This is a genomic window from Azospirillum sp. INR13 (assembly GCF_015390205.1).
Classification (GTDB): domain Bacteria; phylum Pseudomonadota; class Alphaproteobacteria; order Azospirillales; family Azospirillaceae; genus Azospirillum.
In genome coordinates this window covers 54,342-78,323 of sequence record NZ_VUOI01000005.1, presented here as the reverse complement: position 1 = coordinate 78,323, position 23,982 = coordinate 54,342, and the positions used below count along the sequence as shown (strand labels likewise).

At 67.0% G+C, this 23,982-nt stretch carries 18 protein-coding genes and 4 pseudogenes; 8 read left to right on the top strand and 14 right to left on the bottom strand.

Features of this window, described 5'->3' with window-relative positions:
* Positions 1-135: 135 nt before the first annotated feature.
* The 8 genes from F1643_RS06065 to F1643_RS06030 form a co-directional block, all read right to left on the bottom strand.
* Complete coding sequence (locus F1643_RS06065; RefSeq protein WP_194911782.1) at positions 136-3,474, bottom strand: efflux RND transporter permease subunit; 3,339 nt, start codon at positions 3,472-3,474, stop codon at positions 136-138.
* Positions 3,467-3,637 (bottom strand): hypothetical protein, encoded by a 171-nt coding sequence (locus tag F1643_RS06060; RefSeq protein ID WP_194911781.1) that lies wholly within the window; start codon positions 3,635-3,637, stop codon positions 3,467-3,469. Before F1643_RS06060 ends, F1643_RS06065 begins: the two co-directional genes overlap by 8 nt.
* Positions 3,574-4,569, bottom strand: a complete 996-nt coding sequence (locus F1643_RS06055; protein WP_194911780.1) for an efflux RND transporter periplasmic adaptor subunit — start codon at positions 4,567-4,569, stop codon at positions 3,574-3,576. The genes F1643_RS06060 and F1643_RS06055 overlap by 64 nt, the downstream gene beginning before the upstream one ends.
* The gene (locus tag F1643_RS06050) at positions 4,566-5,186 is read right to left on the bottom strand and encodes a TetR/AcrR family transcriptional regulator (RefSeq protein ID WP_194911779.1); all 621 of its coding nucleotides are present in this window, start codon (positions 5,184-5,186) and stop codon (positions 4,566-4,568) included. The genes F1643_RS06055 and F1643_RS06050 overlap by 4 nt, the downstream gene beginning before the upstream one ends.
* 430 nt (positions 5,187-5,616) lie before the next feature.
* Positions 5,617-6,774 (bottom strand): site-specific integrase, encoded by a 1,158-nt coding sequence (locus F1643_RS06045; protein ID WP_194911778.1) that lies wholly within the window; start codon positions 6,772-6,774, stop codon positions 5,617-5,619.
* A gap of 202 nt (positions 6,775-6,976) precedes the next feature.
* Positions 6,977-8,653 carry a recombinase family protein gene (locus F1643_RS06040; protein ID WP_194911773.1) on the bottom strand — a complete coding sequence of 559 codons (1,677 nt, stop codon included), beginning with the start codon at positions 8,651-8,653 and terminating at the stop codon, positions 6,977-6,979.
* Positions 8,650-8,910 (bottom strand): hypothetical protein, encoded by a 261-nt coding sequence (locus F1643_RS06035; RefSeq protein ID WP_109156595.1) that lies wholly within the window; start codon positions 8,908-8,910, stop codon positions 8,650-8,652. Before F1643_RS06035 ends, F1643_RS06040 begins: the two co-directional genes overlap by 4 nt.
* 81 nt (positions 8,911-8,991) lie before the next feature.
* Positions 8,992-9,456, bottom strand: a complete 465-nt coding sequence (locus F1643_RS06030; protein WP_194911772.1) for a hypothetical protein — start codon at positions 9,454-9,456, stop codon at positions 8,992-8,994.
* Positions 9,457-9,484: 28 nt separating this feature from the next.
* On the opposite strand from F1643_RS06030, the gene F1643_RS06025 reads away from it, so the two are divergent.
* The gene (locus F1643_RS06025) at positions 9,485-11,986 is read left to right on the top strand and encodes a MobA/MobL family protein (RefSeq protein ID WP_370540493.1); all 2,502 of its coding nucleotides are present in this window, start codon (positions 9,485-9,487) and stop codon (positions 11,984-11,986) included.
* A gap of 45 nt (positions 11,987-12,031) precedes the next feature.
* Positions 12,032-12,649: pseudogene (gene istB, locus F1643_RS06020) on the top strand (IS21-like element helper ATPase IstB); the annotation flags it as partial.
* 688 nt (positions 12,650-13,337) lie between these two features.
* Here the strand turns inward: istB (F1643_RS06020) and F1643_RS06015 are convergent.
* The 3 genes from F1643_RS06015 to F1643_RS06005 all read right to left on the bottom strand — a co-directional run bounded on the left by F1643_RS06015 (position 13,338) and on the right by F1643_RS06005 (position 15,782).
* Positions 13,338-14,963, bottom strand: a complete 1,626-nt coding sequence (locus F1643_RS06015) for an IS66 family transposase (RefSeq protein WP_194911770.1) — start codon at positions 14,961-14,963, stop codon at positions 13,338-13,340.
* 82 nt (positions 14,964-15,045) lie between these two features.
* On the bottom strand, positions 15,046-15,393 hold the full coding sequence (gene tnpB, locus F1643_RS06010) for an IS66 family insertion sequence element accessory protein TnpB (protein WP_194911767.1): 348 nt from the start codon (positions 15,391-15,393) through the stop codon (positions 15,046-15,048).
* Positions 15,390-15,782 carry a transposase gene (locus F1643_RS06005; protein WP_194911765.1) on the bottom strand — a complete coding sequence of 131 codons (393 nt, stop codon included), beginning with the start codon at positions 15,780-15,782 and terminating at the stop codon, positions 15,390-15,392. Before F1643_RS06005 ends, tnpB begins: the two co-directional genes overlap by 4 nt.
* A gap of 96 nt (positions 15,783-15,878) precedes the next feature.
* Here F1643_RS06005 and F1643_RS06000 point away from each other — a divergent pair, with 96 nt between their 5' ends.
* The 4 genes and pseudogenes from F1643_RS06000 (at position 15,879) to F1643_RS21655 (ending at position 19,099) form a co-directional block, all read left to right on the top strand.
* On the top strand, positions 15,879-16,403 hold the full coding sequence (locus F1643_RS06000) for an NAD(P)/FAD-dependent oxidoreductase (RefSeq protein ID WP_255542462.1): 525 nt from the start codon (positions 15,879-15,881) through the stop codon (positions 16,401-16,403).
* A 235-nt stretch (positions 16,404-16,638) separates the two neighbouring features.
* A pseudogene (gene istA, locus F1643_RS05995) lies at positions 16,639-17,850 on the top strand (IS21 family transposase).
* Between the two features lie 9 nt (positions 17,851-17,859).
* Positions 17,860-18,611, top strand: a pseudogene (gene istB / locus F1643_RS05990) (IS21-like element helper ATPase IstB).
* A 251-nt stretch (positions 18,612-18,862) separates the two neighbouring features.
* Positions 18,863-19,099, top strand: coding sequence for a hypothetical protein (locus tag F1643_RS21655; protein WP_206692384.1), 237 nt, complete (start codon positions 18,863-18,865; stop codon positions 19,097-19,099).
* A gap of 33 nt (positions 19,100-19,132) precedes the next feature.
* Here F1643_RS21655 and F1643_RS05980 read toward each other — a convergent pair.
* Positions 19,133-20,783 (bottom strand): annotated as a pseudogene (locus F1643_RS05980) (IS66 family transposase).
* An 80-nt stretch (positions 20,784-20,863) separates the two neighbouring features.
* On the opposite strand from F1643_RS05980, the gene F1643_RS05975 reads away from it, so the two are divergent.
* Together F1643_RS05975 and F1643_RS05970 are read left to right on the top strand one after the other, a co-directional pair.
* Positions 20,864-21,202 (top strand): aquaporin, encoded by a 339-nt coding sequence (locus tag F1643_RS05975; protein ID WP_206692361.1) that lies wholly within the window; start codon positions 20,864-20,866, stop codon positions 21,200-21,202.
* On the top strand, positions 21,199-21,807 hold the full coding sequence (locus F1643_RS05970; RefSeq protein WP_194911763.1) for a hypothetical protein: 609 nt from the start codon (positions 21,199-21,201) through the stop codon (positions 21,805-21,807). The genes F1643_RS05975 and F1643_RS05970 overlap by 4 nt, the downstream gene beginning before the upstream one ends.
* On the opposite strand, the gene F1643_RS05965 is transcribed toward F1643_RS05970, so the two are convergent.
* Both F1643_RS05965 and F1643_RS05960 read right to left on the bottom strand, forming a co-directional pair.
* Positions 21,735-22,439 carry an ABC transporter ATP-binding protein gene (locus F1643_RS05965; protein ID WP_370540502.1) on the bottom strand — a complete coding sequence of 235 codons (705 nt, stop codon included), beginning with the start codon at positions 22,437-22,439 and terminating at the stop codon, positions 21,735-21,737. The genes F1643_RS05970 and F1643_RS05965 overlap by 73 nt on opposite strands.
* 112 nt (positions 22,440-22,551) lie before the next feature.
* Positions 22,552-23,304, bottom strand: coding sequence for an ABC transporter substrate-binding protein (locus tag F1643_RS05960; protein WP_194911760.1), 753 nt, complete (start codon positions 23,302-23,304; stop codon positions 22,552-22,554).
* Between the last annotated feature and the right edge of the window lie 678 nt (positions 23,305-23,982).

Here is a 23,982-nt window from a genome sequence, read left to right as displayed (position 1 = left end):
GGCTCCCGACACGTGGCTCCAGCCTGCGGGGCCAATTTATTGAACAATATTACTGTATATGTACAATATTGTGCGTCACGTCAAGCGAATGGAGGAGCGTTGGAGCATAGCTTCTTTGCCGGATCACCACCCTGGTCAAGGCGGCTCTCCGATGCCGAAAGCGGCCTCGCGCCGCGCCCTTGCACCGGCTTGATGGCGCCGGCGCCGCAGGACATCGAGTTGGAACAGGATCGGCACGACGAAGACCGTCAGCGCGGTCGAGGCGACGGTCCCGAAGATCAGCGAGATCGCCAGCCCGCCGAAGACCGGATCGGCGACCATGATTCCCGACCCCAGGATGATGGCGAGCGTCGTCAGCAGGATGGGCCGCAGGCGCACCGCTCCGGCCTCCTTGACGGCCTCCTCCAGCGCCATGCCCTGGCGCAGGTTGTCCTGGATGAAGTCGATGATCAGCAGCGAGTTGCGGATCACCACCCCCGACAGCGCGATGATCCCGACCATCGAGGTGGCGGAGAAATCGGCGCTGACCAGCCAATGGCCGGGAAAGATGCCGATGATCCCCAGCGGTACCGACGACATCGCGATCATCGGGATGATGAATGACCGGTAATAGGCGACCAGGATCAGGAAGACCAGCGTCAGCGCGGCGCCCAGCGCGACGCTCATGTCGCGGTAGATGTCCAGCGTCATCCGCATCTCGCCGTCCCACAGCAGCTGGTAGCCGCCGATGACGTCGGGCGCCTGCGGTTTGAAGGTCAGGTTGCCGGTCGTCAGCGGCCGCCCGTCCGGGGCGGTGATCCCGTCGAGCCGCCGGTCGAGGTCGAGCACCGCGTACAGCGGCACGGAATGGGACAGCTCGCCGCCGACGAAGGTCACGCGCTCGCCGTCCCGGCGCTGGATCGGCCGGTCGCGCGGTCCGGCCGTCACCGCGACCAGCTCCGACAACGGCACCGCCCGCCCCTCGGCGTTGTCGACGAAAACGCGGTCGAGGCGCGCCGGATCGACCTCGTGGCGGCGCGGCACGAAGGCCCGGACGTCCACCGGGTTCTTCTCGTCGGCCGGATGAGCCCGGCTGACCACCTCGCCGCCATAGACCAGCCGCAGCGCCTGGGCGATCTGCGCCACCGACACCTGCGACAGCGCGGCCTTCTCCTTGTCGGGGACGATGCGGTGCTCGACCACGTCTACCGGTTCGCTGTCCGACAGGTCGACCATGTCATGCGTGTCGGCAAAGGCCTGGATCACTTGGGCCGACAGCACCCGCAGCCCGTCGGGATCGGGGCCGTGGATCTGCGCCAGCACGGTCGCGCGCACCGGCGGCCCCGGTGGATCCTCGACCAGACGGATGCGGGCGCCGGGGTGGCGGGCGCGGACCGCCTCCAGCGCCGGGCGCAGCGCGCGCACGATGGCGATCGAACTGGTGCGGCGCGCGTGCTTGTCGGTCAGGTTGACCCGGATTTCGGCGACGGCGTTTCCGACACGGTCCGCCGTGCCCTGGAGCAGCCCGTTGAAGTCGGCCACCCCGGCCTGCCCGACCCAGCTCTGGTAATTCACGACCTCCGCGTTACCGGCCAGCACCCGCCCGATCTCGCGGACCAGCCGGTCGGTCTCCTCCAGCGGGGCGGTCTCCGGCATGGTGACGACGATGTTGACGGTGTTCTTGTTGTCCTTCGGCAGAAAGCCCAAAGCGACCGCGAAGGGAGAGGGCGGGCCGCCGACGCCCGAGGACCGGACGAACTGCCACGCCCCCTGGAGGGTGGAGGCGGTCATCAGCACCATGACCAGCACGGCCAGACGGCGGCGCGCCTTGGGCTGTTCCTGCAACGGCGTGATCAGCCGGTGATAGACGCGGTGCAGGGCGTCCGGTTTCCCATGGCCGTCCATCCCCCTGTCCCGCGCCGCGTCCGCAGGGCCGTCGTGATGTCCGTGGTGAGGGCCGAGCCAGCGGTTGGCCGCCCAGGGCGTCACGATGTAGGCGACGAGCACCGATCCGGCCATGGCGATAGGGACGTTGAAGGCGATGGGGTAGAAATACTGGCCCGCCATGCCGGTGATCAGGAACAGCGACCCGAACACCAGCATCACCGCCAGCGTCGCCAGGTTGGTGGCGTTGCCGATCTCGTTGGTGGCGGCGACGGTGGTCTTCCGCTTGTCCTTCATCGGGCCGGCGTAGTGGCGGTGGATGTTCTCGATGACGACGATGGCGGCATCGACCAGCAGGCCGAGCGACAGGATCAGCGCGAACAGCGTCACCCGGTTGATGGTGACGCCGCCGAACAGGTCGGCCGCCAGCGTCAGGAACAGGACGAGCGGCACGGTGACGGTGACGATCAGCGCCTCCCTCCAGCCCAGGAAGAGGATCAGGACCAGGCTGACGGTGGCGACCGCGATGCCGAGATGCTCGATCAGCGTGTTGACGGCGTCGTCGGCCTTCGCCCCGTCGTCGCGGGTGACGGTCACATGCACGCCGTCCGGCACGACGGTCTGGCGCAGCCGCTCGATCCGGTCGAGCACGCCGTCGGCGACGACGACGGCGTTGGCGCCCTTCTTCTTCGCCACGGCGATGGTGACCGCCGCCATCTCCCCGGGGCCTTCCGACGCGAAGCGGGGATCGCCGGGGCCGAAGGCGAAGCGGCTGAGCCGGTCGATCTCGCGGGGCGGGCCGTCGGTGACGGTGGCGATGTCACCCACCATGATCGGCCGTCCGTCATGGACGCCGACGATCTGGTTGCGGGTTTCCGCGGCGGAGGTCAGGAAGCCCTGGAGCTTGATCGCCTCGACCTGACGGTTGCGGAGCGGGCCTTGCAGCGGGATCGCAAGGTTGCCGGAGCCGAAGGCCGCGTAGACCTGGGTCAGGTCGACGGCGAAGGCCTGGAGCCGTTCGGGGTCGAGTTCGACGCCGATTTCCCGGTCGCGGCCGCCATGCACCGAGACGACGGAGACGGTCTCCAGGCTGCGCAGCCGCTCGGCCATGCGGTCGGCGAGGCGTTTGAGGTCATGATCGTCGTAGCGGTGCGACGCCAGGGTGACCGCGAGGATGGGCACGTCGTCGGCGTCCACCGAACGGATTCGCGGTGTGCCCGCATCGGCCGGCAGCCGGCCGAGGTTCGACATGACGCGGTCGTACAGCTTGACCAGCGAGGCTTCCTTGGGCTGTCCGACCTTGAACTGGACCTGGACGATGCCGACGCCGGTCTGGGCCAGCCCGCCGGTGTGATCGACCCCGGTCATTTCGCCGACCACCCCTTCGAGCGGGGCGACGATCAACTCCTCGACCTCCGCCGCCGAGGCGCCGGGAAGGGCGACGGTGACCACGGCGCCGGGCACCAGGATTTGCGGATTCTCCTCACGCGGGGTCATCACGACGGCCATCCCGCCCAGCAGGACGAGTCCCAGCATGAACAGAATGGTCAGCTTCGAGGTGATGAAGGCGCCGGCCAGCCGGCCGGCGAGATTCGGCCGGGTGTCAGTCATGCGCCGTGCCCTCGGCGGCGACGAGGGCGCCATCGCGGACGGCGGTGTCGGTCCGCAGCAGGATCCGTTCGCCGGCCGACAGCCCGGCCGTCACCTCGGTCAGGCCGTTCCACTCCCGTCCGGTGCGCAGCCAGCGGAAGCGGGCGGTGTTGTCGGCTTCCACGACGAAGACGCCGTCCAGCCCGCCGCGCCGCGCCATGGCCTGCGGGGGATCACTGGCACGGCGGTGGCACCGAGCGCGATCTCGGCCCGACCGAACATGCCCGGCAGCAGCGCCGGATCGGCGCGCAGGGCGACCGCCACCTCGTAGCGCCGCGTCACGGTGTCGCCGGAGGGGACGATGCGCTGCACATGTCCCTGGATCGTACGGCCGGCGAGGGCGTCGATGCGGACGGTCACCGGCAGGGCGGCGTGGAAACGCACCAGCTGGCTCTCTGCAACGAATATGCGGAACAGCAGCGATTGGCGGGATTCGATGGTGAGGATCGGCGTCCCGGCGGTCGCCAGATCGCCGGCCTGCTTGTGGCGCGCGATGACGATGCCGTCGACCGGGCTGGCAATGGCCGCGTAGCCGGCCTGGGCCTGGGTGGCGGCCAGGGCGGCCTCGGCCTTGTCCAGCGCCGCCTGGGCGAGGTCGCGCCGCAGCCGGGCCTTGCGCAGCACTTCCGCCGAGGCCCAGCCGCGTTCGGCCAGCGCCGTGTATTTGCCGACATCCTGCCCGGCGTCGGTGCGATCCTTGCGGGCAGCGGACAGGCCGGCTTGCGCTTGGCGAATGGCCTCGTCGATCTCGGCCGGGTCGATCCGGACGAGCACGTCGCCCTTGGTGACCCGCTGTCCCTCGCGGACCTCCAGCCTCTGGATGAAGCCGACGACGCGCGAGGTCAGCTCGATCCGGTCGTCCGAGGCGACCGTGCCGGGCACGCTGTAGAGGTCTGGGATGTCGGCGGTTTGCACCACCGCCGTCGGCAGCGCGAGCCGCCGGGGCTCGGGGACCGGCTTCGCCCCGCTGTCCCGGTTGCTGTCCTGGCAGGCGGTCAGCAAGCCGAGAAGAAGCAGGGCCGTGGCGCGGGCCGTGGGGTGGAGCAGGGTGGTCATGGCGCGGCTTCCACGTTCGGTTCGCCGTCCGGCCCACCGTTCAGCGCGCCGCGCAGCAGGGCGAGGACATGGCGGGTGACCGCATCGGTGTTGGTGTACTCGACCCGGCCGCCGGGAAGATGAGGCAGGACCCGCGACAGCTGGAAATGGCCGAAGATCATGCCAATGACTGACACCGCCGACAGGACGGGATCGGACCGGGTCGCGTAGGCGCTTGTCACCTCGGTGATCAGGGCGAAGGGGCGTTCGAAGACGGTCTTCGACAGGTATTCCAGGCGCTGGCCGTCGCCGTCGAGCAGTTCCCGGAACAACAGGCGGGAGAACACCGCGTCTTCGAAGATCAGCCGGACGAACCAGCCCACCACGACTTCGAACGTCCGGTCGGGCGACGACGAATCCCCGGCGATCGCTTCCAAGGGAGCGGTCCGGTCGGCAAAGACATGGGCCAGGGCTTCCCGGATCAGCGTCTCCTTGTCCTTGAAATGGTAATAAAGGTTGGCCGGGGTGACGCCGACCTCGGTGGCGACGTCGCGCATCGAGACGGCGGCGTAGCCCTGCGAGGCGAAGAGCCGGGCCGCAACCTCCAGAATGGTGTCTTTTGTGCTGACGGTCGCCATGTCGGCATCCTTACTGAACGATCGTTAAGTTCAGTATGGTGCATCGGGATCGGTCCGTCCAGGGGGTGGATATCGGGGGGCAGACCGCGTTCGGGTTGGCTTGATCGTGGTATCGGTGCTGCCGTAGTGGATCACCTTGATTGTGGAGGTGATGGCCCATGCGCAGCCAGAGGCAGACCGACTATGGAAAAACGGGCCAAAGCAGAAATCGCGATGGCGCGCTACAAGCGGAGCTTTGGCGGTCATCTCCAGTCCCGGACGCTGCCCGCTCAGCAGGCCCAAAGCCGCCATCGGCGTCGCCGTATTCAACCGCATGATTGATCAAGCATACCCGAACTCCGTCCGCACCGCCTCAAACCGAGCACCCGGAGATGATCAGTACGCACAGGCTAATTGTCTTCCATTAATGCCACTTTAAATTGCTTTTGCGTTATCGGGGGGAGATCAACGCGGCGGCAAGCCGGTCAGAGATTTTATCCGCCGCCGCTTTGAGCGGGTCGGCAGCAAGATGGGCATAGCGGGCCGTGGTCTGGACCTGGGTATGTCCCAGAAGCCTGCCAATCATTGGCAATCCCTCACCAACGGCGAGACCGCCGGATGCGAAGGTGTGGCGTAGATCATGGATACGCACCTGCTCAAGGCCGGCAGCTTTACGGATACGCCGCCAGGGCTTCTGAAGATCGGTGAGATGAGCGTTTGATTTGGTGCCCGCGATTACGAAAGGATTTTTATCAATGCGAGGTAGGGTTTGAAGGATGCTGATTGCGGTGGTGCCGAGATGCACGACCTTTGCTCCTGTCTTGCTATCGGCCAAGCGAAGTTCGCTTTGGTCCAGGTAAACATGCTCCCAACGCAACGTTTGGATTTCGCCAAGGCGGCAGCCTGTTAAAAGAAGGAGCCGAAAGGCGGCGACCGCGTATGGATGCTCACTTTCCGCGTCATTAAGGGCCTGACCGAGAGTTGCGATTTCCTTCAAGGAGAGAAAACGCTCGCGTTTGTGTTCCGGGTAGCGCTCGATCTCGTCGCACGGATTGGTATGTCGGTCTCGTAGCCCCCAGACTTCGGCCAAGCTCATCATTTTCGACAAGACGCCAAGGGTACGGTTCGCCTGATAGGGAGTATTGGTGAGAGAGCCATGCAATTCGGCTACATCGGCTGGGGTCACCGACCGCACGCGTTGTTTGCCGAAGAAAGGATTGAGGAACAGTTCGACAGACCGCCTGTATTCCCGTTGAGTGGTTGGCTTGCAGCGCACGGCAACATGTTCCTTGAGGAACCGGGCACCAAGCTGCTCCATGGTCGTCGATTGGCGCAGCGAATCGCGGGTGAGCGCCGGGTCATCGCCCCCACCTTTCGCTTGACCGAGAAGGGCCATCGCGTGTTGCCGGGCAATTTCAGCGGTGATCGGTCCGAATTGACCGATCATGATGCGGCGGGTGCGGCCATGACGTCGATACTGGACGAGGAAGAAGCGTTTGCCGCTGGGCATGATCCGGACGCCGAAGCCAGGCAATTCAGCGTCGAAAACGATGTAGTTTTTCGATCTGATTTCGAGAGCCTCAATATTGCGTTTGGTGAGTTTTGGCATGCTTCCCCTCCTTTCCTGTATGCACTTCCATCGGGTTCGTGGCAGCATCGTGGAAGCGCCAGGACAAAAATCTTGGGATGGTGTGGCGTAGAAGAAGGATGACAAATACGCAGAAATATTCAAGGACTTTCAAAGTCTTGTCGCGATATTGGCAAGCTTCGGCAGCAATTGGAAATCATAGCGTAGAGAGCTAAAATCTGACTCATAACCTGAAGGCCGCAGGTTCAAATCCTGCCCCCGCAACCACCGACAGTTGACAGCCCGCCTCCAACAAGGCGGGCTGTCGGCGTTTCGGGTCCGCCTCTGTGCACGCCTCCATGATCGCCAGCAGGTCGCCATGAAGCTGCGCCTCCAGCCCGGCGCCCGAGGGGCAGGGGGACAGCACGACACGGTCGACCATGGACCGGATCATCTCCATCGCGGCCATCCCCTCGTCGCCGTCGCCGAGCACGGACTCGAGCTCCGCGATCTTCCGCCGGTACAACTCCGGCAGGTTGACCGGCAGCAGCATCTCCGGCGCCTCCGTGCCCAGGGCGTCGATCTCGGCGGCGAGTGTGGCGCGCTCGGCCTCCAGGGCGGACAGCCGCTCCTTCAGAGCCGGGCTGTACATCCCGTTCTCCACCGCCTCCAGGATCGACGCGATCTTCCGGTCGATGCCGACGAGGGCGCGCTCCTGGTCGCCGCGCCGGTTCCGGGCCTCGGCCTGATCACGCCGTTGCGCCACGACCATTTCCTCAATAAAGGCGGCGACCACGTCGGCGCCGAGCAGGCGCTCCTTCAGCCCGGCAAGAACACGGCCCTCGATCGCCTGCCGGGTGATGGTGCGGTCGTTCGGGCAGGTGCCGGATTTCCGGTGGCCGGCGCAACCGTAGCGGTCCTTGCCCATGATGGTGTAGCGGCCGCCGCAGACGCCGCACACCAGCATGCCGGACAGAAGGAAGCGCCGCCGATGCACGCGGTTCAGAGCGTTGCCTTGGTCATCCCGACCGATCTCGGTGGCAACCGCCTCCTGTCGCGCCTTTACGCGGTTCCATAGAACGTCGTCGATGATGCGCAACTCGGGGACTTCAACAATCTCCCGCTTTTCCTGAGGGTTGATGCGGGCGACGCGCTTGCCGGTGCCCGGATCCTTGACGAACTCGCAACGTCCCCATTCCAGGACGCCGGCATAGTTGACGTTGTTGAGGATACCGGTCCCGCGGGCGACCTGTCCGCGGATCGTGGTATCGACCCATCTCCTTCCCCTGGGACCTGGAACATTCTCGTCGTTCAACAGGCGGGCGATGGCGCGGGGGCTCATGCCGTCGGCGTATAGCGTGAAGATGCGGCGGACAACTGCGGCTTCGTCCGCGTTGATGCGGCGGTACCCGCCACCAGCCTTGTCACCGTCGACGATGTCGTATCCATAGGCTTTGCCGCCGGGAATACGTCCCTCCTTGGCGAGGCCGAGATGACTGCGTCGGGTCTTCTGACCGGTCTCCTTGAGCTGTACCTGCGCCATCATGCCCATGATGGCGATGTGGAGCGTGGTGATCTCGCCGAGGTGGGGCGTGTACAGCTTGATATTGTGGAAGTTGAGGCGGTCATAGAGATCGGAGGTGTCCGCCAACCGTCGGCCCAGACGGTCGATGCCCTCCGACACCACGACATCGAAGCGGCGGCGTCCAGCGTCATCCACCAGCTTCAGAAAGCCCGGGCGGTGCCGGGAGACGCCGCTGATCGCGGCGTCCGTGTAGGTATCCACCACGTCCCAGCCCTGCTGGACGGCGTAACGCCGGCACAGCTCGATCTGGTCGGCGATCGATTCCTGGCGCTGCTTGTCGGTCGAGTAGCGGGCGTAGATCACGGCACGGAGTCGGGGGTGGTGGAGAACGGTCATCGCAGGGCCTTCAGGGAGAACGCGATCAGGGCGGCGAGAAGAACAAGGGCGAGGCCGGCAGCGAACGTCATGAAGCCGGCCTGGGACGGCCGCCGGCGCATCTCATGGCGCGCCAGAATGCGGGCCAATCCGAGCAGCTTCTCGAGCGGAACGGTCCGCGGCTCCTGCTGGGGCGGCTGGACAGCGGGCGTCGTCGTCGCGGCGGTGGAGTCGGTGGAGTGGGGCACGGGTGGAAAGTCCATGGTGGGAGCGGCCATGACGATATGGTCCGATGGCGGCAGGAGCGGAAACACAGCGGCAGATCGGCGTCGTCGACGCCAACCCGGTCATCGGTGCGGTCAGGAGCCGGGCGGCGCGGCCGTGGCCGGCAACCCCAGCGAGCCCTGCTTGCCGGGCTTCACCTTGCCACCGGCTTCACGATGGGCGGATGCCGCGAGCGTCGCCGCCAACGGCTCCAGAACCTCCAGCCGCCCCCGCAGGCGGGCGTTCTCGCGGCGCGCTTCGTCCAGCGCCTGCTCCACCTGATGCTTGTCGGTCAGTTCAGAACGCAGCTGGTCGAGCTGCAGCGAGGAGCGCAGGAGGGCAGCCTTTTCTTCCGACAGAAGGCGGTTCACGGTCTCCACAGCGGCTTGCGCGTCCGCCGCCTGCCGCTGCCAATCCTTGATCTCCGCGGACATCCGGGTCAGCGCCGCGCCCTGCTCGGCGACCGTCACCGCCAGATGGTTGCGGTCTTCCATGATCCGGTCGTGTTCCTGCGCCAGATCCTCATAGCCCTGCTCCTGTTCAGCGATCTCGGCCGTCAAGTCGGGCGTTCACCACACCGACATCCGCGTGCCCGCGGGCGCGCCCGCTTGGTGCGCCGATCGGCAGATCTTGTGGACCCGGGTGGAACTCAGCGAACGGCGCCGTGACGCGACGCTGGCGCTGCAATACACGCTGTCGCTCAGCCGGGAGGTCCCCATCGCGACATCGATCCGGTCGGTCGAGCGCTTCGTCGATGAGCACCTCGTGGCACGCAACCTGATCGCCGACATTGCGGTCCACCTGTACGGGCGCCCCCTGGACCCCAGGGTGCCGGCCGCCGCCGAGAAGTTGGCGAACACGGTCGATCCCGCGTGGCCGGTGATCCCGGTGGCCCGTGTCCCCAGCGCTCCCCCGGTGGACGGCCCCCACGCCCTGGAATTGCCCGATGGGCGCCTCGTCGTCTACCAGCCGCACGCGCACGTTCTGGCGACGACGCGCCCGCTCGTCGACGGCGCCCTCGGCCCGAAGGACCGCGACCTGTCGCGGAAGGCCTTTCTGATCGGAAGCCGTAAGCTGTGGGAGCGGCTGTGCAACGAGGTCTTGGCCGAAACCGGGGCGACCCATCGCGTATCTCAGCGGTCGAAGTGGCATCGCCACCGTCAACAGCAGGACCTCGGCGCCGCCGCCGGGCCAATCCCTGAACCGCTTTCCCAGGTGCCACTCGGTCCGGCCTACCACCCGGTCGTCGAGGGGCGTGCTGTGGATTTTGGAGGAGTGGACGTCATGCCTCATGAATTCAATGCCATCGTGGCGGAACTCGAAAAGTCCAGACGCGCAGCGCCCGACAAAAAATCGGTGCGTCTGGCTCGTGCCGTTGTCCGGATCGAGGAGCTGGAAGCGCAAGGGGTTCGTTTCAGCCGGGAAACGGGTGGGATGGTGAAGGTCGAAGCTCCTCGCGGTGTTGTCGTTGACTGGCATGACCGCGGCTTGTGGAGCGGGATACACGCGATGGTGCTCGACTACCTGGAGGCCCGCGACGCGGAACGGAAAGCGCGCGCGCCCGAACCGGGCTCCGTCGGGATCGCCGTTCCTGAGGCAAGCGACAGGACGGTGACGATGCCGGAGCCGACGGCGGAGGCGGTGCGGCTGCGGGAAGAACTCGATGCTGCCTCGCGGAGCGTCGCGACCATAGCTGCGGCGACCGGGCAGGCGCAGCCGGATGCCGCGGCCTCTCTGGCCGATGGCATCGTCACCGTCGCCCGCGGCGCCATGGCGACCGCGTACCAGAGATCGCGCGGCGCGCTGACGCGTGAGCAGCAAGCGCGTGCGTCGGCGGAGACGCGCGCCGAGGAGCTCACCTTGGAGTTGGCACGTACGAAGGCCGCCCTGGCGCTGGAGGAGGAGAAGCGGCGGGCAACGGATGCGGACTGTGGTGCCCTGCGCGCGGAAGGGACTTCACTGCGGCAGCAACTGGCCGAGGCGAAGCGCAACGCCGAGGCGGCGACCATCACCGGAGCGGCTGCCGCCCGGCAGGCCGACGAAGATCGGCAAGGGCGTCACCGCGCCGAACAGGCACTCCGCCTCGTGCGCCAGACGATCGACACCGACGTTGCTGACGAGCAACTGGCGCTTGAGCTGCGCAAGCGGTTGCAAGCTGCCAGCCAACAGGCCGACGCCGTGGCGGAGGCGGCGCGGTCAGCGGGGCTGACGCCGGAGGTCCTGCCCAGTGAACCCGGCGCCCGGCTGCGGGCGATTGCGCAGGCGAACCGCGACCGGGCACTGGATGAGGTGGCCACCCTGTTGGATGCGCCGGTGCGGGCGCTTGGTGTGCACCTCCGCGGCGCCGCTGCCGAGCGGGTTCCGGCGGCTCTGGCGATCCTCACGACGGCGATCGAAGGTCGGGATGCGGAGCTTGTGCGGGAGCGCGCCAGCCGCGAGCAGGCGGAACTGGAAGCGCAGGGGTGGAAGCGCGCCTATCAGACACTGGTTCGCCACGGCCGGCGATTGGTGTTGCTCCTTGCCCGGCAGGCCGGGTTGGTCGAACCGGCGAAGGCGGCGTGGCGTCTGCTGATGGATGCCATCAGTCATGGCAAAGAGCCGGGCGATCTTTCCTCTGCGCTCGCCAGCCGGCGCAATGATGCTCAAGTGCGCGGTGAGGCGCCGAACAGGAGCCCGCGGCAGGAGGAAGGCCAACGGACTGGCCGCACCGACAAGGTGAAGCCCGACGCGGAAGCGGCGCCCATCTTGGGCGGCGTGAAACCACCCGCGGCAACCCAGGAGTCGCTGGAGGTCATGACAGGCGAGAAGCCGCGGGCGCCGGGCGCGGTGGCGGGCGCCGTCCGGTTGACCAGCGCCGCGACCGAGGCTGTCAAGGCCTTGGAGGCGCGGCTCAAGGTCATGAGCAAGGACGACCTCCTGAAGGTGGCGCAGGAAACGGAACGGGCAGCGCGTGAGGCGGGCGAGGAGAGGCGCCGGAACGAACACCGGCACGCCTACTCGATCATCGCAAGGATTGCGCGGCAACGCGACGTCGCCCTGCAGCCTCTCCAGCCCTCCAAGCCCCGGATCCGCGACGAGTATGCGCGGTGACAGGTGACGGTTGGGACGCGTCGGCTTTGCGTCCGCCCGTCGTGGCGGCTGGTCGGCGACCTGCTTGCCGCCGAAATCTCCGAAAAACAGGCGCGCTCGATCAAGTACCAGATCACCATCGCCAAGCTGCCGCTCGCCAGGGACATCGACGATTTCGTCTTCGACGACACGCCGGTCAACGAAACCCTGGTGCGCGATCTCGCCGGCGGCGCTTTTCTCGCCCAGCAGCGTAACGTCGTCCTGGTCGGCGGCACCGGGACCGGCAAGACCCATCTCGCCGTAGCGATCGCCCGGGCCTGCATCCGGGCCGGCTCCCGGGGGCGCTTCTTCAACGTGGTCGACCTCGTCAACCGCCTGGAAGCCGAAACCCGGGCTGGCCGGCAGGGCCGTTTGGCCGACCACCTCGCACGCATGGATTTCATCGTTCTCGACGAACTCGGCTACCTCCCGTTCGCCCAATCCGGCGGCCAGCTGCTGTTCCACCTGATCAGCAGGCTTTACGAGCGCAGTTCCGTGATCGTCACCACCAACCTGGCGTTCGGGGAATGGCCGTCGGTCTTCGGCGACGCCAAGATGACCACCGCCTTGCTCGATCGCCTCACCCACCACTGCGAGATCCTCGAGACCGGCAACGAAAGCTGGCGCTTCAAGAACCGCGCCTGACTTCCCCCCCGATGTCGCCCAGGTGGGTCCACAGCGCCTCCCCACGCGTGCCGCTCCGTCGCAGATGAGGGCACTGCGCGGCACGCGCGGGTCCCCTCCATGGACTACCTGGACGACAAGTCCTCGCCAGATCACGGGGTCCCTTTTCCGTGCCGATCCAGGGTCCCTATCTCAAGCCGATTGACATCTTTCGGAAGCTTGGGCTGACGGACATCGACCCAAGCGCGCCAACCCCGGGCGAGATCACCGGGGAAGAGGCCGACTTGGAACAGGTCGAATAGGGGGGAGTTTTCTCCTGGAACTTGTCAAGTTGGTGGCCGTTCTTTCGCGCGCCCGTCAAGCGGGGCAGGACGTTGTCCAGCCATGGCGGCGCCTTGTTCGAGAAGGCGTTCGCTGGAGTATGGCAGAGGCGTCGCTTGCAATGGGCAGGGATGGAGCCGTCGCGCATCAGATCGTCACTGGCGGCAGAGTCAACTCTCGGTGGCTTCGCGCCCCCGCAACCAAACCTACAAAAAAGGCCCGCCGAGCTTGCGCTCGGCGGGCTTTTTGCTGTGCACATTTTGTCCGATGGGCGCGGGGCGTGACATCCGGCCGCTCCGCTTGTCTATGAACCGAAGGGCACGCTTCGTTTGCCCGGTTCAGGACAAGGAACGCGATGCCGTCCGTAAGCATCCGCTGAGCGCCGCGGTCAGGCCGCTTTCGTCTGCTCGCGGATTGCCTTCCAGTTCCAGGGCAGCAGTTCGTGCAGGCGGGTTTGGGGGATGTCGTTGATGCGGGCCAGCACGTCGGCGAGCCACACCTGCGGGTCAACGTCGTTGAGCTTGGCCGTGGTGATCAGGCCATACATGATCGCCGCCCGCTGCCCGCCGCGATCGGAGCCGCAGAACAGCCACGCTTTCCGGCCCAAAGCGATCCCACGCAGGCCGCGTTCGGCGGCGTTGTTCGTCAGGCATAGCCTGCCGTCGCCGAGGAACCGGGTGAAGCCGTCCCATCGGGTCAACATGTAGTCCATCGCCTTGGCCACGGGGGCATGGCGGGAGAGCCGGGCGCGCTCCGTCCGCATCCAATCCTCCAGCGCGGCTACCAGAGCAACGCCGTGCTCCTGGCGGGCCGCCAGCCGCTCGGCCGCCGGCTTGCCGTTCAAGGCGCGCTCGAGATCGAAGAGGGCATCGATGCGCCTCACGGCCTCCAGCGCCAACGGCGAGATCGGCGGGGCGTCCTTGCCGCGCCTGGTGTTCGCGGCGATGTCGGCCAGCTTGAAGAAGCCGCGCCTTGCATGCGCCCAGCACAGCACGTCGCGGATCGGCCCCGGCTTGCGGTCGGGTTCGTACAGCCGATTGTAGCCGGCGAACGCATCGGCCTGCAGCCAGCCCGTGAAGCCGGACAGGTGCCGTTCGGGATGCTCGCCCTTGCGGTCGCGCGAATAGTGGAACAGCGCTGCCGGTGGGGCTTGGCCGGCGAACGGCCGGTCATCACGCACATACACCCACAGCCGCCCGGTGTCGGTCTTGCCTTTGGCCAGCACGGGCACTGGTGTATCGTCTCCATGCAGTCGCCCGGCTGCCATCACATGCGCGGCGATCAGGTCGTGCAGCGGCTTCAGCACCGCGGCGGCGGTGCCCACCTGGTCGGCCAGGGTGGACAGGCTGAGCGGCACACCCTCCCGTGCGAAGCGTTCGGCCTGCCGGTTCAGCGGCTGATGCTGGCCGAACTTCTCGAACAGCAGGGTGGCCAGCAGGTTGGGGCCGGCCCAGCCGCGTGGGGTGGCGTGGAACGGCGCCGGCGGCTGGCTGATCGTCTCGCAGGCCCGGCAGGAGAACCGCTCGCGCACCGTTTGGATCACCTTCCATTGGCGCGGGATCACCTCCAGTGTTTCGGTGATCGTCTCGCCCAGCCGGCACAGCTTGTCCGAGCCGCAGCACGGGCAACTCGCCGGGGCCGGCACAACGACGCGTTCGCGCGGCAGATGGTCGGGAAAGGGCTGGCGCGACGGCCGCTTGCGGGTGAAGGCCGCCACCGCGGTCGTTCGGGTAGCGGCCTGCTCGGCCGCCAACTCGTCCTCACTGGCCGTCGCTTCCAGCTCTTCGAGCTGGAACTCCAACTGATCCAGCAGGCGCGCCTTGCGCTCGGAGCGCGTACCGTAGAGTTCGCGCCGGAGCTTCTCGATTTCCAGCTTCAGGTTGGCGATCAGCGCCTCGGTATTCGACGCCATCGCCTTGGCCCGTGCCGCTTCCGCTTCGGCCGCGTCCGCCCGCGCCTCGGCCTGCGCCAAGGCGGCGCGCAAGCTGGCAATGTCGTCGGGCAAGGCGTCCATAGGGCCGGATTATACCCTGAAACCCGCATCGATCCTTGCTCTTCCTGCCGGATGACGGCGGGCTGATTCATTGTGCCGCAGCCTATCCGGCCGAGCGCGGCCTCCAGGTTTGCTGGGGATTGCGCCAGTCGATCGCGTCGAGCAGATACGCGAGTTGGGAAGCGGAAATGGCCACGGCTCCGTCAACCGGGCTGGGCCAGATGAAACGGCCTCGCTCAAGCCTCTTGGCGTACAGCGACATGCCAAGCCCATCGTGCCACAGGCACTTCACCATGTCGCCGCGACGCCCACGGAAGACGTATAGATCGCCGGCATGAGGGTCGCGGCCAAGCCCTTCCTGGACCTTCAGCGCCAGTGAGTTCATTCCGCAACGCATGTCGGTGACCCCGCCGGCCAGCCAGACCCGCACGCCTGACGGCACCGGGATCATGCTGACCGCCCCGACAGCGCGGCGATCACCGTTCCGACCAGAGCCGGATCGGCCGAGCCGGTGATCCGCAGGCGGGCGACCGCGAACTCAACCTCGATGATGCCGGCGGGCAGAGTGCAGGAGGCTGGGGGCGGTTCCGGCGCGTCCTCCGGCGACGGCTCATCGGTGGCGACGGTGATCGGCATGAAGGCCGGCAGCCGGGGTTGCGGACCGAAGAACTGGCGGCGCCAGCGATAGAGCAGGCTGACGTCCACGCCTTGACGTCGGGCAACCTCAGTCGCTTTGGCGCCGGGCTGGAAAGCCTCTTCGACCAGCCGCAGCTTCTCATCGTCAGTGAACTGCCGCCGTTTCTCCAGACCCGTAATCACCTCGACGCGTTGGATAGTCATAGGGACTGCCATAGGGATAGCCATAGGGACAGGCGCCATGATTCAGCTTCCCAAGGCCGTCACAAGGCGGCACTCGGCGGAGGGGTACTGCCGTCCATGCTCGATTGCCTGATCGTCGGCGGTGGTCCTGCCGGGCTGACTGCCGCCATCTACTTGGCCCGCTATCGCCGCTCGGCCCTGGTGGTGGACGAGGCGAAGAGCCGTTGCGCCTGGATTCCGACCTCCCACAACCTCGCCGGCTTCACGGGAGGCATCCGCGGCACCGATCTGCTCGCCCGCATCCGCGCCCAGGCCGAAACCCATGGCGGCCATATCGAAACCGGGTCGGTCGCCGCGCTGGAGCGGGTGGCAGGCGGCTTCCGCGCCACGCTGGGAGACGACAGGGAGGTAAACGCGGCCGCCGTTCTGCTCGCGACCGGCGTCATCGACGGCCAGCCGCGGGTAGCTCATCTTTATGAGGCGATGCAGCGCGGCCAAATCCGGGTCTGTCCGATCTGCGACGGCTACGAGGTCATCGATAAGCGGATCGCCGTCCTCGGCCACGGCGCGCAGGCGGTCGGCGAAGCGAGCTTCATCCGCACTTACAGCCCGACCGTGACCCTGTTTGCAGATTCCGACTGAAAGCGGCCACGGTTTCCGACGCGAAAGCGGCCAGGGTCCCTATCTCAAGCCGGCCGGCATTCCGATTTGAAGGCGGCCACCATTCCGACATGAAGCCGGCCACCCTTCCGCTGTGAAGGCGGCCGGCTCCATCGTCGGCATGATGATGGCGTCTTCCCTGCGAGGAGAGCTTCCATCAAGCACCGCCTCCTGATCCAACCGACAGGAGGAGCGGATGCCAGCCTTGAGGCTTTCCATGCGGCAGATCCGTGAATTGTTTCGCCTGAAGTTCGGCAGCCTGCTGCCGACCAGCGATCGTCAGATCGCAGCCCAGTTCGGTGTCGCGCGCAGCACCGTGGCGGAGTACCTGGAGCGCGCCCATGCCGCCGGCCTGTCCTGGCCACTGCCCCCCGACCTCAGCGATGCCGAACTGGAGGAGCGGCTGTTCGCCCGTCCGAACATTCGCCCCGGCGTCCGCCGGCGTCCGGAACCCGACTGGGCGGCCATGCACCGCGAACTCAAACGCCCGGGCGTCACGCTGATGATCCTGTGGGAGGAGTACCGTGCCGCTCATCCCGACGGCTACGGCTACAGTCGCTTCTGCGAACTGTACCGGGAGTTCGAGGCGCGGCTCGCCCCCAGCATGCGTCAGCCCCACCTGGCCGGCGACAAGGTCTTCGTCGACTACTCCGGCAAGACGCTGCCCATCCGCGATCCCGCCACCGGCGCCGTGTGGCCCGCCCAGCTCTTCATCGCCGTGCTGGGCGCCTCCAACTACACCTACGCCGAGGCGACCTGGACCCAGACACTGCCCGACTGGATCGGGGCGCATGTCCGCATGTTCGAGGACCTCGGCGGTTGCCCACGCCTGATCGTGCCGGACAACCTGAAAAGCGGCGTCCTCAAGGCGTCCTTTTACGACCCGGAGCTCAACCGCAGCTACCCGACTACCATGTCGAGGTCGCCGGCTTCTACTACTCGGTACCGGCGACACTGATCCGCCAGCAGATCGACGCGCGCCTCACCGCCACCACCGTGGAGTTCTTCCACCGCGGCCAGCGGGTCGCCGCCCATGCCCGCCGGCACGGCGGCGAGTGCCACAGCACCGTTCCCGAGCACATGCCGGCGGCACACCGCCGCTACGCCGAGTGGAGCCCCGAGCGTTTCGAGCGGGACGCCGGCGACCTTGGCCCCAACACTGTGGCGTTGATCCGCACCATCCTCGCCAGCCGGCCGCACCCGGAACAGGGCTTCCGCACCTGCCGTGGCGTGCTGAAGCTGTTTCGCGGCTCCAACCGGGCCCGCGCCGAGGCGGTGAGTGCCCGGGCGCTGGAGATCGGCGCCACCACCGCCGACAGCATCGCCTCGATCCTGCGCAACAACCTGGACCGGGTTCGCTCCACCGCCCGCCCCCGAGGCGCCGGCGCTGGACCACGCCAACATCCGCGGTTCGCGCTACTTTCATTAGGAGCCCACCATGCTTTCCCATCCCACCTTCGACCAGCTCAGCGACCTGGGGCTGCACGGCATGGCCAAGGCGTTGCGCGAGATGCAGACCAACCGCGAGGCCGGCACCCTCAGCCATGAGGAATGGCTGGGTGTGCTGCTCTATCACGAGGTGACGCTGCGGCGGCAGAAACGTTTCGAAGCCCGCGCCAAGAGCGCCCGGCTGCGCCATCCCGCCGTGATCGAGGATGTTGATTTCCGGGCGCCGCGTGGGCTGGACCGCGCGCTGTTCCAGAAGCTGGCGACCTGCCGATGGATCCACGACCACCAGAACGTGATCATCACCGGGCCGACCGGTATCGGCAAATCCTGGCTGGCCTGCGCGCTTGGCCACCGTGCCTGCCGCGAGAACCTGTCGGTACTCTACCAGCGGATGCCCCGGCTGTTCGAGACCCTGGCCCTGGCACATGGCGACGGCCGTTACGCCCGCCTGATGCGCGGCTTCGCCCGAGTGCGGCTTCTCATCCTGGACGACTGGGGACCAGAGCCGCTGAACGCAGAGCAGCGCCGCGACCTGCTCGAGATCGTAGAGGACCGCTACAACGCCGGCTCCTTGCTGATCACCAGCCAAATCCCCACGGACCGCTGGCACGAACTCATCGGGGACCCGACTCTCGGGACGCGATCTTGGACCGAATTCTTCACAACGCCTACCGCATCGATCTTACCGGAGATTCAATGCGCAAGCCTCGGCGTCCGCCAACCCTGGCCGACGGAGAGTGACGAGACCGCCGGGCGCCCCCGGAGCTCCACAGGCACCTCCCAGGCAAGCCGGCCGCTCTCCAGCGTGATGAGGCGCGCTCGCGACCGGCTTGCCCGGGGCCCTCCTGTGGATTCCGGGGACGCCCTCCACCTCGACATGATCATGGCGGCTTGACCCGACGCCATGCTCATGCGACACGAAAAACGCCTCGCGGGGATACGCCGCCCCGGCCGCGTTCTTTCGGAACCCTGGCCAGCTTCAGTTCGGAACGGTGGCCGCCTTCAAATCGGAATACCCGGCCGGCTTCATCGGAATCTGCATTGAACCGCTGTTCGCGCTTGGCCCGGCCGCGCAGCCGGGTCATCTTCGTCGTGGTTGCGGTCTCATCGAGGAATACCAGCCGATCCGGTTCCTCGCACATCCGGGGCTGGCGGTGGCTGCGCCAAGTTCGGCGGCCTTCCGCGACGTCGGCGCGCCCGGCCTCGCTCGCCAGCAGAGTTTTTTTTGACGCTGTAGCGTACGCATCCGGTGAGTACCGCGGTCAGGCAGCTTTCGTCTGCTCGCGGATTGCCTTCCAGTTCCAGGGCAGGAGTTCGGGCAGGCGGTTCTGCGGCAGGTCGGGGATACGCGCCAGCACGTCGGCGAGCCACGCCTGGGGATCGACGTCATTGAGCTTGGCCGTGGTGATCAGACCATACATGATCGCCGCCCGCTGGCCGCCTCGGTCGGATCCGCAGAATAGCCACGCCTTTCTGCCCAAGGCGATCCCGCGCAGGCCGCGTTCGGCGGCGTTGTTTGTGAGACACAGCCGGCCATCGTCGAGGAAACGAGAGAAGCCGTCCCAGCGGGTCAGCATGTAGTCCATCGCCTTGGCTATGGGGGCATGGCGGGAGAGCCGGGCGCGCTCCGTCCGCATCCAGCCCTCCAGAGCGGCTACCAGGGCGATGCCGTTCTCCTGGCGTGCTGCCAACCGCTCGGCTGCCGGCTTGCCGTTCAAGGCGCGCTCGAGATCGAAGATGACGTCGATGCGCCTCACGGCCTCCAGCGCCAGCGGTGAGATCGGCGGGGCGTCCTTGCCGCGCCTGGTGTTCGCGGCGATGTCGGCCAGCTTGAAGAAGCCGCGCCTTGCATGTGCCCAGCACAGCACGTCGCGGATCGGCCCCGGCTGGCGGTCGGGTTCGTACAGCCGGTTGTAGCCGGCGAACGCATCGGCCTGCAGCCAGCCCGTGAAGCCGGCCAGGTGCCGTTCAGGATGCTCGCCCGCGATCTCGCGAATAGTGGAACAGCGCTGCCGGTGGGGCTTGGCCGGCAAACGGCCGGTCATCGCGCACATACACCCACAGCCGCCCGGTGTCGGTCTTGCCCTTGGCCAGCACCGGCACCGGCGTATCGTAGCTTCGCTGGCCCTTCGGGCTCGCCATGCAACCGCTCGGCCGCCATCACATGCGCGGCAATCAGGTCGTGCAGCGGCTTCAGCACCGCGGCGGCGGTGCCCACCTGGTCGGCCAAGGTGGACAGGCTGAGCGGCACGCCTTCCCGCGCGAAGCGTTCGGCCTGCCGGTTCAGCGGCTGATGCTGGCCGAACTTCTCGAACAGCAGGGTGGCCAGCAGGTTGAGGCCGGCCCAGCCCCGCGGGGTGGTGTGGAACGGCGCCGGCGGCTGGCTGATCGTCTCGCAAGCCCGGCAGGAGAACCGCTCGCGCACCGTCTGGATCACCTTCCATTGGCGCGGGATCACCTCCAGCGTCTCGGTGATCGTCTCGCCCAGCCGGCACAGCTTGTCCGAGCCGCAGCACGGGCAGCTCGCCGGTGCCAGCACAACGACGCGCTCGCGCGGCAGGTGTCGGGAAAGGGTTGGCGCGATGGCCGCTTGCGGGTGAAGGCCGCCACCGCGGTGGTTTTGGCAGCGGCCTGCTCGGCCGCCAGCTCGTCCTCGCTGGCTGTCGCTTCCAGCTCTTCGAGCTGGAACTCCAACTGGTCCAGCAGACGTGCCTTGCGCTCGGAGCGCGTGTCGTAGAGTTCGCGCCGGAGCTTCTCGGCGTGCCGGTCGCCGCCATCCGCTGGGCAAGCCGCACGCTCGTGCTCGCGCTCACATCGAACCGGCGCACCGCCGCCCGACGCGAACCGCCTTGCTCGATCTCTCCGTAAATCCGAACCCGAAGGTCCGACGAATAGCTCCGGCCCATGATCCACCTCCAGCTACGGTGAATCACGCCAGACGCCAATGCGCAACCCGCGATTCGGATTTCAGGCGCGATGCTCTAGGGACGCTGGTGCCGAGCGAGGCGGTGGCGACGGCCGGCCTGATGATCGTCGTGTTCGGCTGCAGCCGCAGCGGCCGGGCGCAGACCGGTCCCTTCGCCGTCGGCGCGTGGCTGGCCGCGGCCATCCTGGCGACGCCGTCGGGGTCTTATGCCAACCCGGCGGTCACGCTCGGAACACTGTTCACCGGCGGGCCGGTGGGACTGCCGGGAAGATCGGCGCTGCTCTATGTCGTGGCGCAGTCGGCGGGGGCGCTGGTCGCCTTTCTGGCGATTTCGGTCGCCTATCCGAAACCCTCTTCAACGACCGGCGGCGCGATCCCCAACACCGTCAAAGGAGAAGCGTCATGATCCCGCTTCCGGCACCCCCCGCCGTCTTCGGGCAACCTGGTCTGAAGGCCCGGCTCGCCCTGGTGTCCGCGGCCGTTCTGCTGCTGAACGGCGGCGGCTGGCTTGGCGCCTGCCTGTCCTTCGGCGGCGATCCTGCCTTGTTCGCCATGGCGCTGCTGGTCTATGGGCTTGGCATGCGCCATGGGCTGGATGCCGACCACATCGCCGCCATCGACAATGTGACGCGCAAGCTGATGCAGGAGGGAGAGCGCCCGGTCGCCGTCGGATTCTTCTTCGCGCTCGGTCATTCGGCGCTGGTTGTGCTGGTGGCCGCGGCGGTCGGCGCCACCGCCGGCTCGCTGGAGCTGTTCCGCGGCGTGCAAGAGGTCGGCGGCTATCTGGGCACCGGCATCTCGGCGCTGTTCCTGCTGACCATGGCGCTGCTCGACGCCCCAGGCGGTGACAACTCCGTGCCAGCCCAGCAGCCCAGCCGCCAGCAGGCACGGCGTGACCAGCCACGGCAGCCAGACCGCATCGCGCAACCGGACCTTCTTCATGGTTGCCCCATCAATTCGGCCAATCGTTCGTGCAGGTCGCGCACCATCCGCTGGAACTCCGGCGAATAGGTGAGATCGCGGGTGCGCCGCCTTGGAAAAGGCACGTCGATCACACTGTCGATGCGCCCCGGTCCCGGCGAGAACAGGACGATCCGGTCGGCCAGGAAGGCCGCCTCCACCATTGAATGCGTTACCAGGACAACGGTCTTGCGGGTCGCGAGCCAGAGCGACTGAAGCTCCATGTTCAAGGCCTCGCGGGAAATCGCGTCGAGTGCCACGAAGGGCTCGTCCATCAGCAGCACATCGGGATCGTAGGACAGCGCCCGCGCAATGGCCACCCGCTGGCGCATGCCGCCGGAAATCTCGTGAGGCATGCGGGTGCCGATGTCGGCGGCACCGACCAGCGCCAGCATCGCCCGCGCGCTGGACAGCCGCTCCGCGCGTGGCAGCCGCCCACGCAAATCCAGCGGCAGCCGTACATTCTCCTCCACCGTCAGCCAGGGGAGCAGGGACGATTCCTGGAAAACGAGCCCCAGTCGGGACCGGAGGTCCTTCCGGCAGCGGCCCTTGTCCCACAGGGGGCTTCCGGCAATGGCGATGGTTCCGAAGGTCGGCTCCAGCAGCCCGCTGATCATGCGCAGCAGGGTGGTCTTGCCGTAGCCCGACGGCCCGAGAAACACGACGAACTCGCCGTCGGCAATCGACGGCTGCTGGGCAGGAGCGCCGTCGCCGTTCCGTCGCCGACATCGAAGGTCTTGCCGATCTCCGTCAAGGCGATCAGGGCCGCCCGCCCGCTGCTGCCGCCGGTCCCGGTCACAGCGCGTCGATGAACCGGTTGGTGTAAAGTTCCTCCTGCTTCAGGTTGGGCGGTGCAAACCCGCAGGAAACCATGAGGTCGTAGGCGCTCTGCCAGCGCACCGGTACGTTGCGCAGAAGGTTCTCCCGGCCGTCCGCCAGCAGGAAGGCGATGTTCTCCCTGTAAATGGCGGCGGCAAGCTCCGGATTCCGGGCTTCGGCCATATCGTAGCGCTCCATGGCCTTCAGTGCATCGGCGATGGCGACCTTGCCGTCGATCAGGTCGAGCAGTGCCGTGCGGACGGCGCGAAAATAGCGCTGGATCAACGGCTGATGCCGCTCGATCACGTCGCGTTTGCCGGAGTAGCAGAAGCCCGGCGTCGGGGCGACCGTGTCCGTGTTCCATAGGTGAACGGGTTGGCCGCTCTTTTGTAGTGCCACCGCGATGCTGGCAGTCACGAGATAGGCGTCGATCCGGCCCTGGCGGATCAGATCGACCCCAGCCGGCGAGTTGCCCACGACCACCCTCCGGACGCCGGCGCGATCGACGCCGCGGGCGGCCAGCATGATGTCGAGCAGCGTTTCCGTGGTTCCGCCGACCGATTGGATGCCAATGGTCCGGTTCGCCATATCCTGCGGCCCGGTCACCGGCTTGTCCTGCAAGCTCACCACGAACCAGGGAGAGTCGGGATCCCGTTGGCGCTTGCATACAAAAGGATATTGCGGAGCTTCGGCCTGATTGCCAAGCTCCTTCGGAAGCATGAGGACCATGGCGCCGATGCGCGTAAAGGGGCAGTGGCCTTTACAACGCTTTATTCGCTTACGGGCCGCCGCCCGGCCACACTCTCCTCAGAACAACTCAGACAGGAGCAGGGGCCATGGCTCACCTTTCCGCCCATGACGCTGGTGCGCCGTCGATGTCGCCGCACCAGACCTGGTCCGAAGCCGAAGCTTTTGCGATGCAGCCACACGCATTCGGCGAGCTGGAGATCAACACCTACGTCTCCTACGTCCGTCGATGCGGTAACCGGCGTCTGGACGGCGGAGCGGGTCGGTGTCCGCCTGGCTGGGCAAGAACGACCTCGGCACGGACTACATCGAGAACATCCCGGCGCAGGGTTACCGGTTCGTCGGGACCATCCGGACGCCTTTCCCGCAGGAGGCCGCGGAGGGGGTTGTCGCGCATCCGTCCGCACCGCCTGCGGACCTTTCGACTCTCTTGCCCCGCAATATCGACCGGCTGATCGGTCGCGACGAGACGATCGACGACATCGTGCGGAAGTTGGCGGAGAAGAGCTTCGTCACCATCACCGGCGTCGGTGGAATCGGGAAGACGAGCGTCACCATCGAAGTGGCGCAGGTTGCAGCGAGCAGCCACCGGGACGGCGTCCATTTCGTGGATCTGAGCACGCTGTCGGACCCGACGCTGGTGTGCACCACCATCGCCCA

Bases quoted from the DNA above. Each gene is read 5' to 3' on its own strand.
- F1643_RS06065 (WP_194911782.1), bottom strand. From the start codon at position 3,474: ATGACTGACACCCGGCCGAATCTCGCCGGCCGGCTGGCCGGCGCCTTC.
- F1643_RS06055 (WP_194911780.1), bottom strand. From the start codon at position 4,569: ATGACCACCCTGCTCCACCCCACGGCCCGCGCCACGGCCCTGCTTCTT.
- F1643_RS06050 (WP_194911779.1), bottom strand. From the start codon at position 5,186: ATGGCGACCGTCAGCACAAAAGACACCATTCTGGAGGTTGCGGCCCGG.
- F1643_RS06045 (WP_194911778.1), bottom strand. From the start codon at position 6,774: ATGCCAAAACTCACCAAACGCAATATTGAGGCTCTCGAAATCAGATCG.
- F1643_RS06040 (WP_194911773.1), bottom strand. From the start codon at position 8,653: ATGACCGTTCTCCACCACCCCCGACTCCGTGCCGTGATCTACGCCCGC.
- F1643_RS06035 (WP_109156595.1), bottom strand. From the start codon at position 8,910: ATGGCCGCTCCCACCATGGACTTTCCACCCGTGCCCCACTCCACCGAC.
- F1643_RS06015 (WP_194911770.1), bottom strand. From the start codon at position 14,963: ATGGACGCCTTGCCCGACGACATTGCCAGCTTGCGCGCCGCCTTGGCG.
- tnpB (WP_194911767.1), bottom strand. From the start codon at position 15,393: ATGATCCCGGTGCCGTCAGGCGTGCGGGTCTGGCTGGCCGGCGGGGTC.
- F1643_RS06005 (WP_194911765.1), bottom strand. From the start codon at position 15,782: ATGACTATCCAACGCGTCGAGGTGATTACGGGTCTGGAGAAACGGCGG.
- F1643_RS06000 (WP_255542462.1), top strand. From the start codon at position 15,879: ATGCTCGATTGCCTGATCGTCGGCGGTGGTCCTGCCGGGCTGACTGCC.
- F1643_RS05970 (WP_194911763.1), top strand. From the start codon at position 21,199: ATGATCCCGCTTCCGGCACCCCCCGCCGTCTTCGGGCAACCTGGTCTG.
- F1643_RS05960 (WP_194911760.1), bottom strand. From the start codon at position 23,304: ATGGTCCTCATGCTTCCGAAGGAGCTTGGCAATCAGGCCGAAGCTCCG.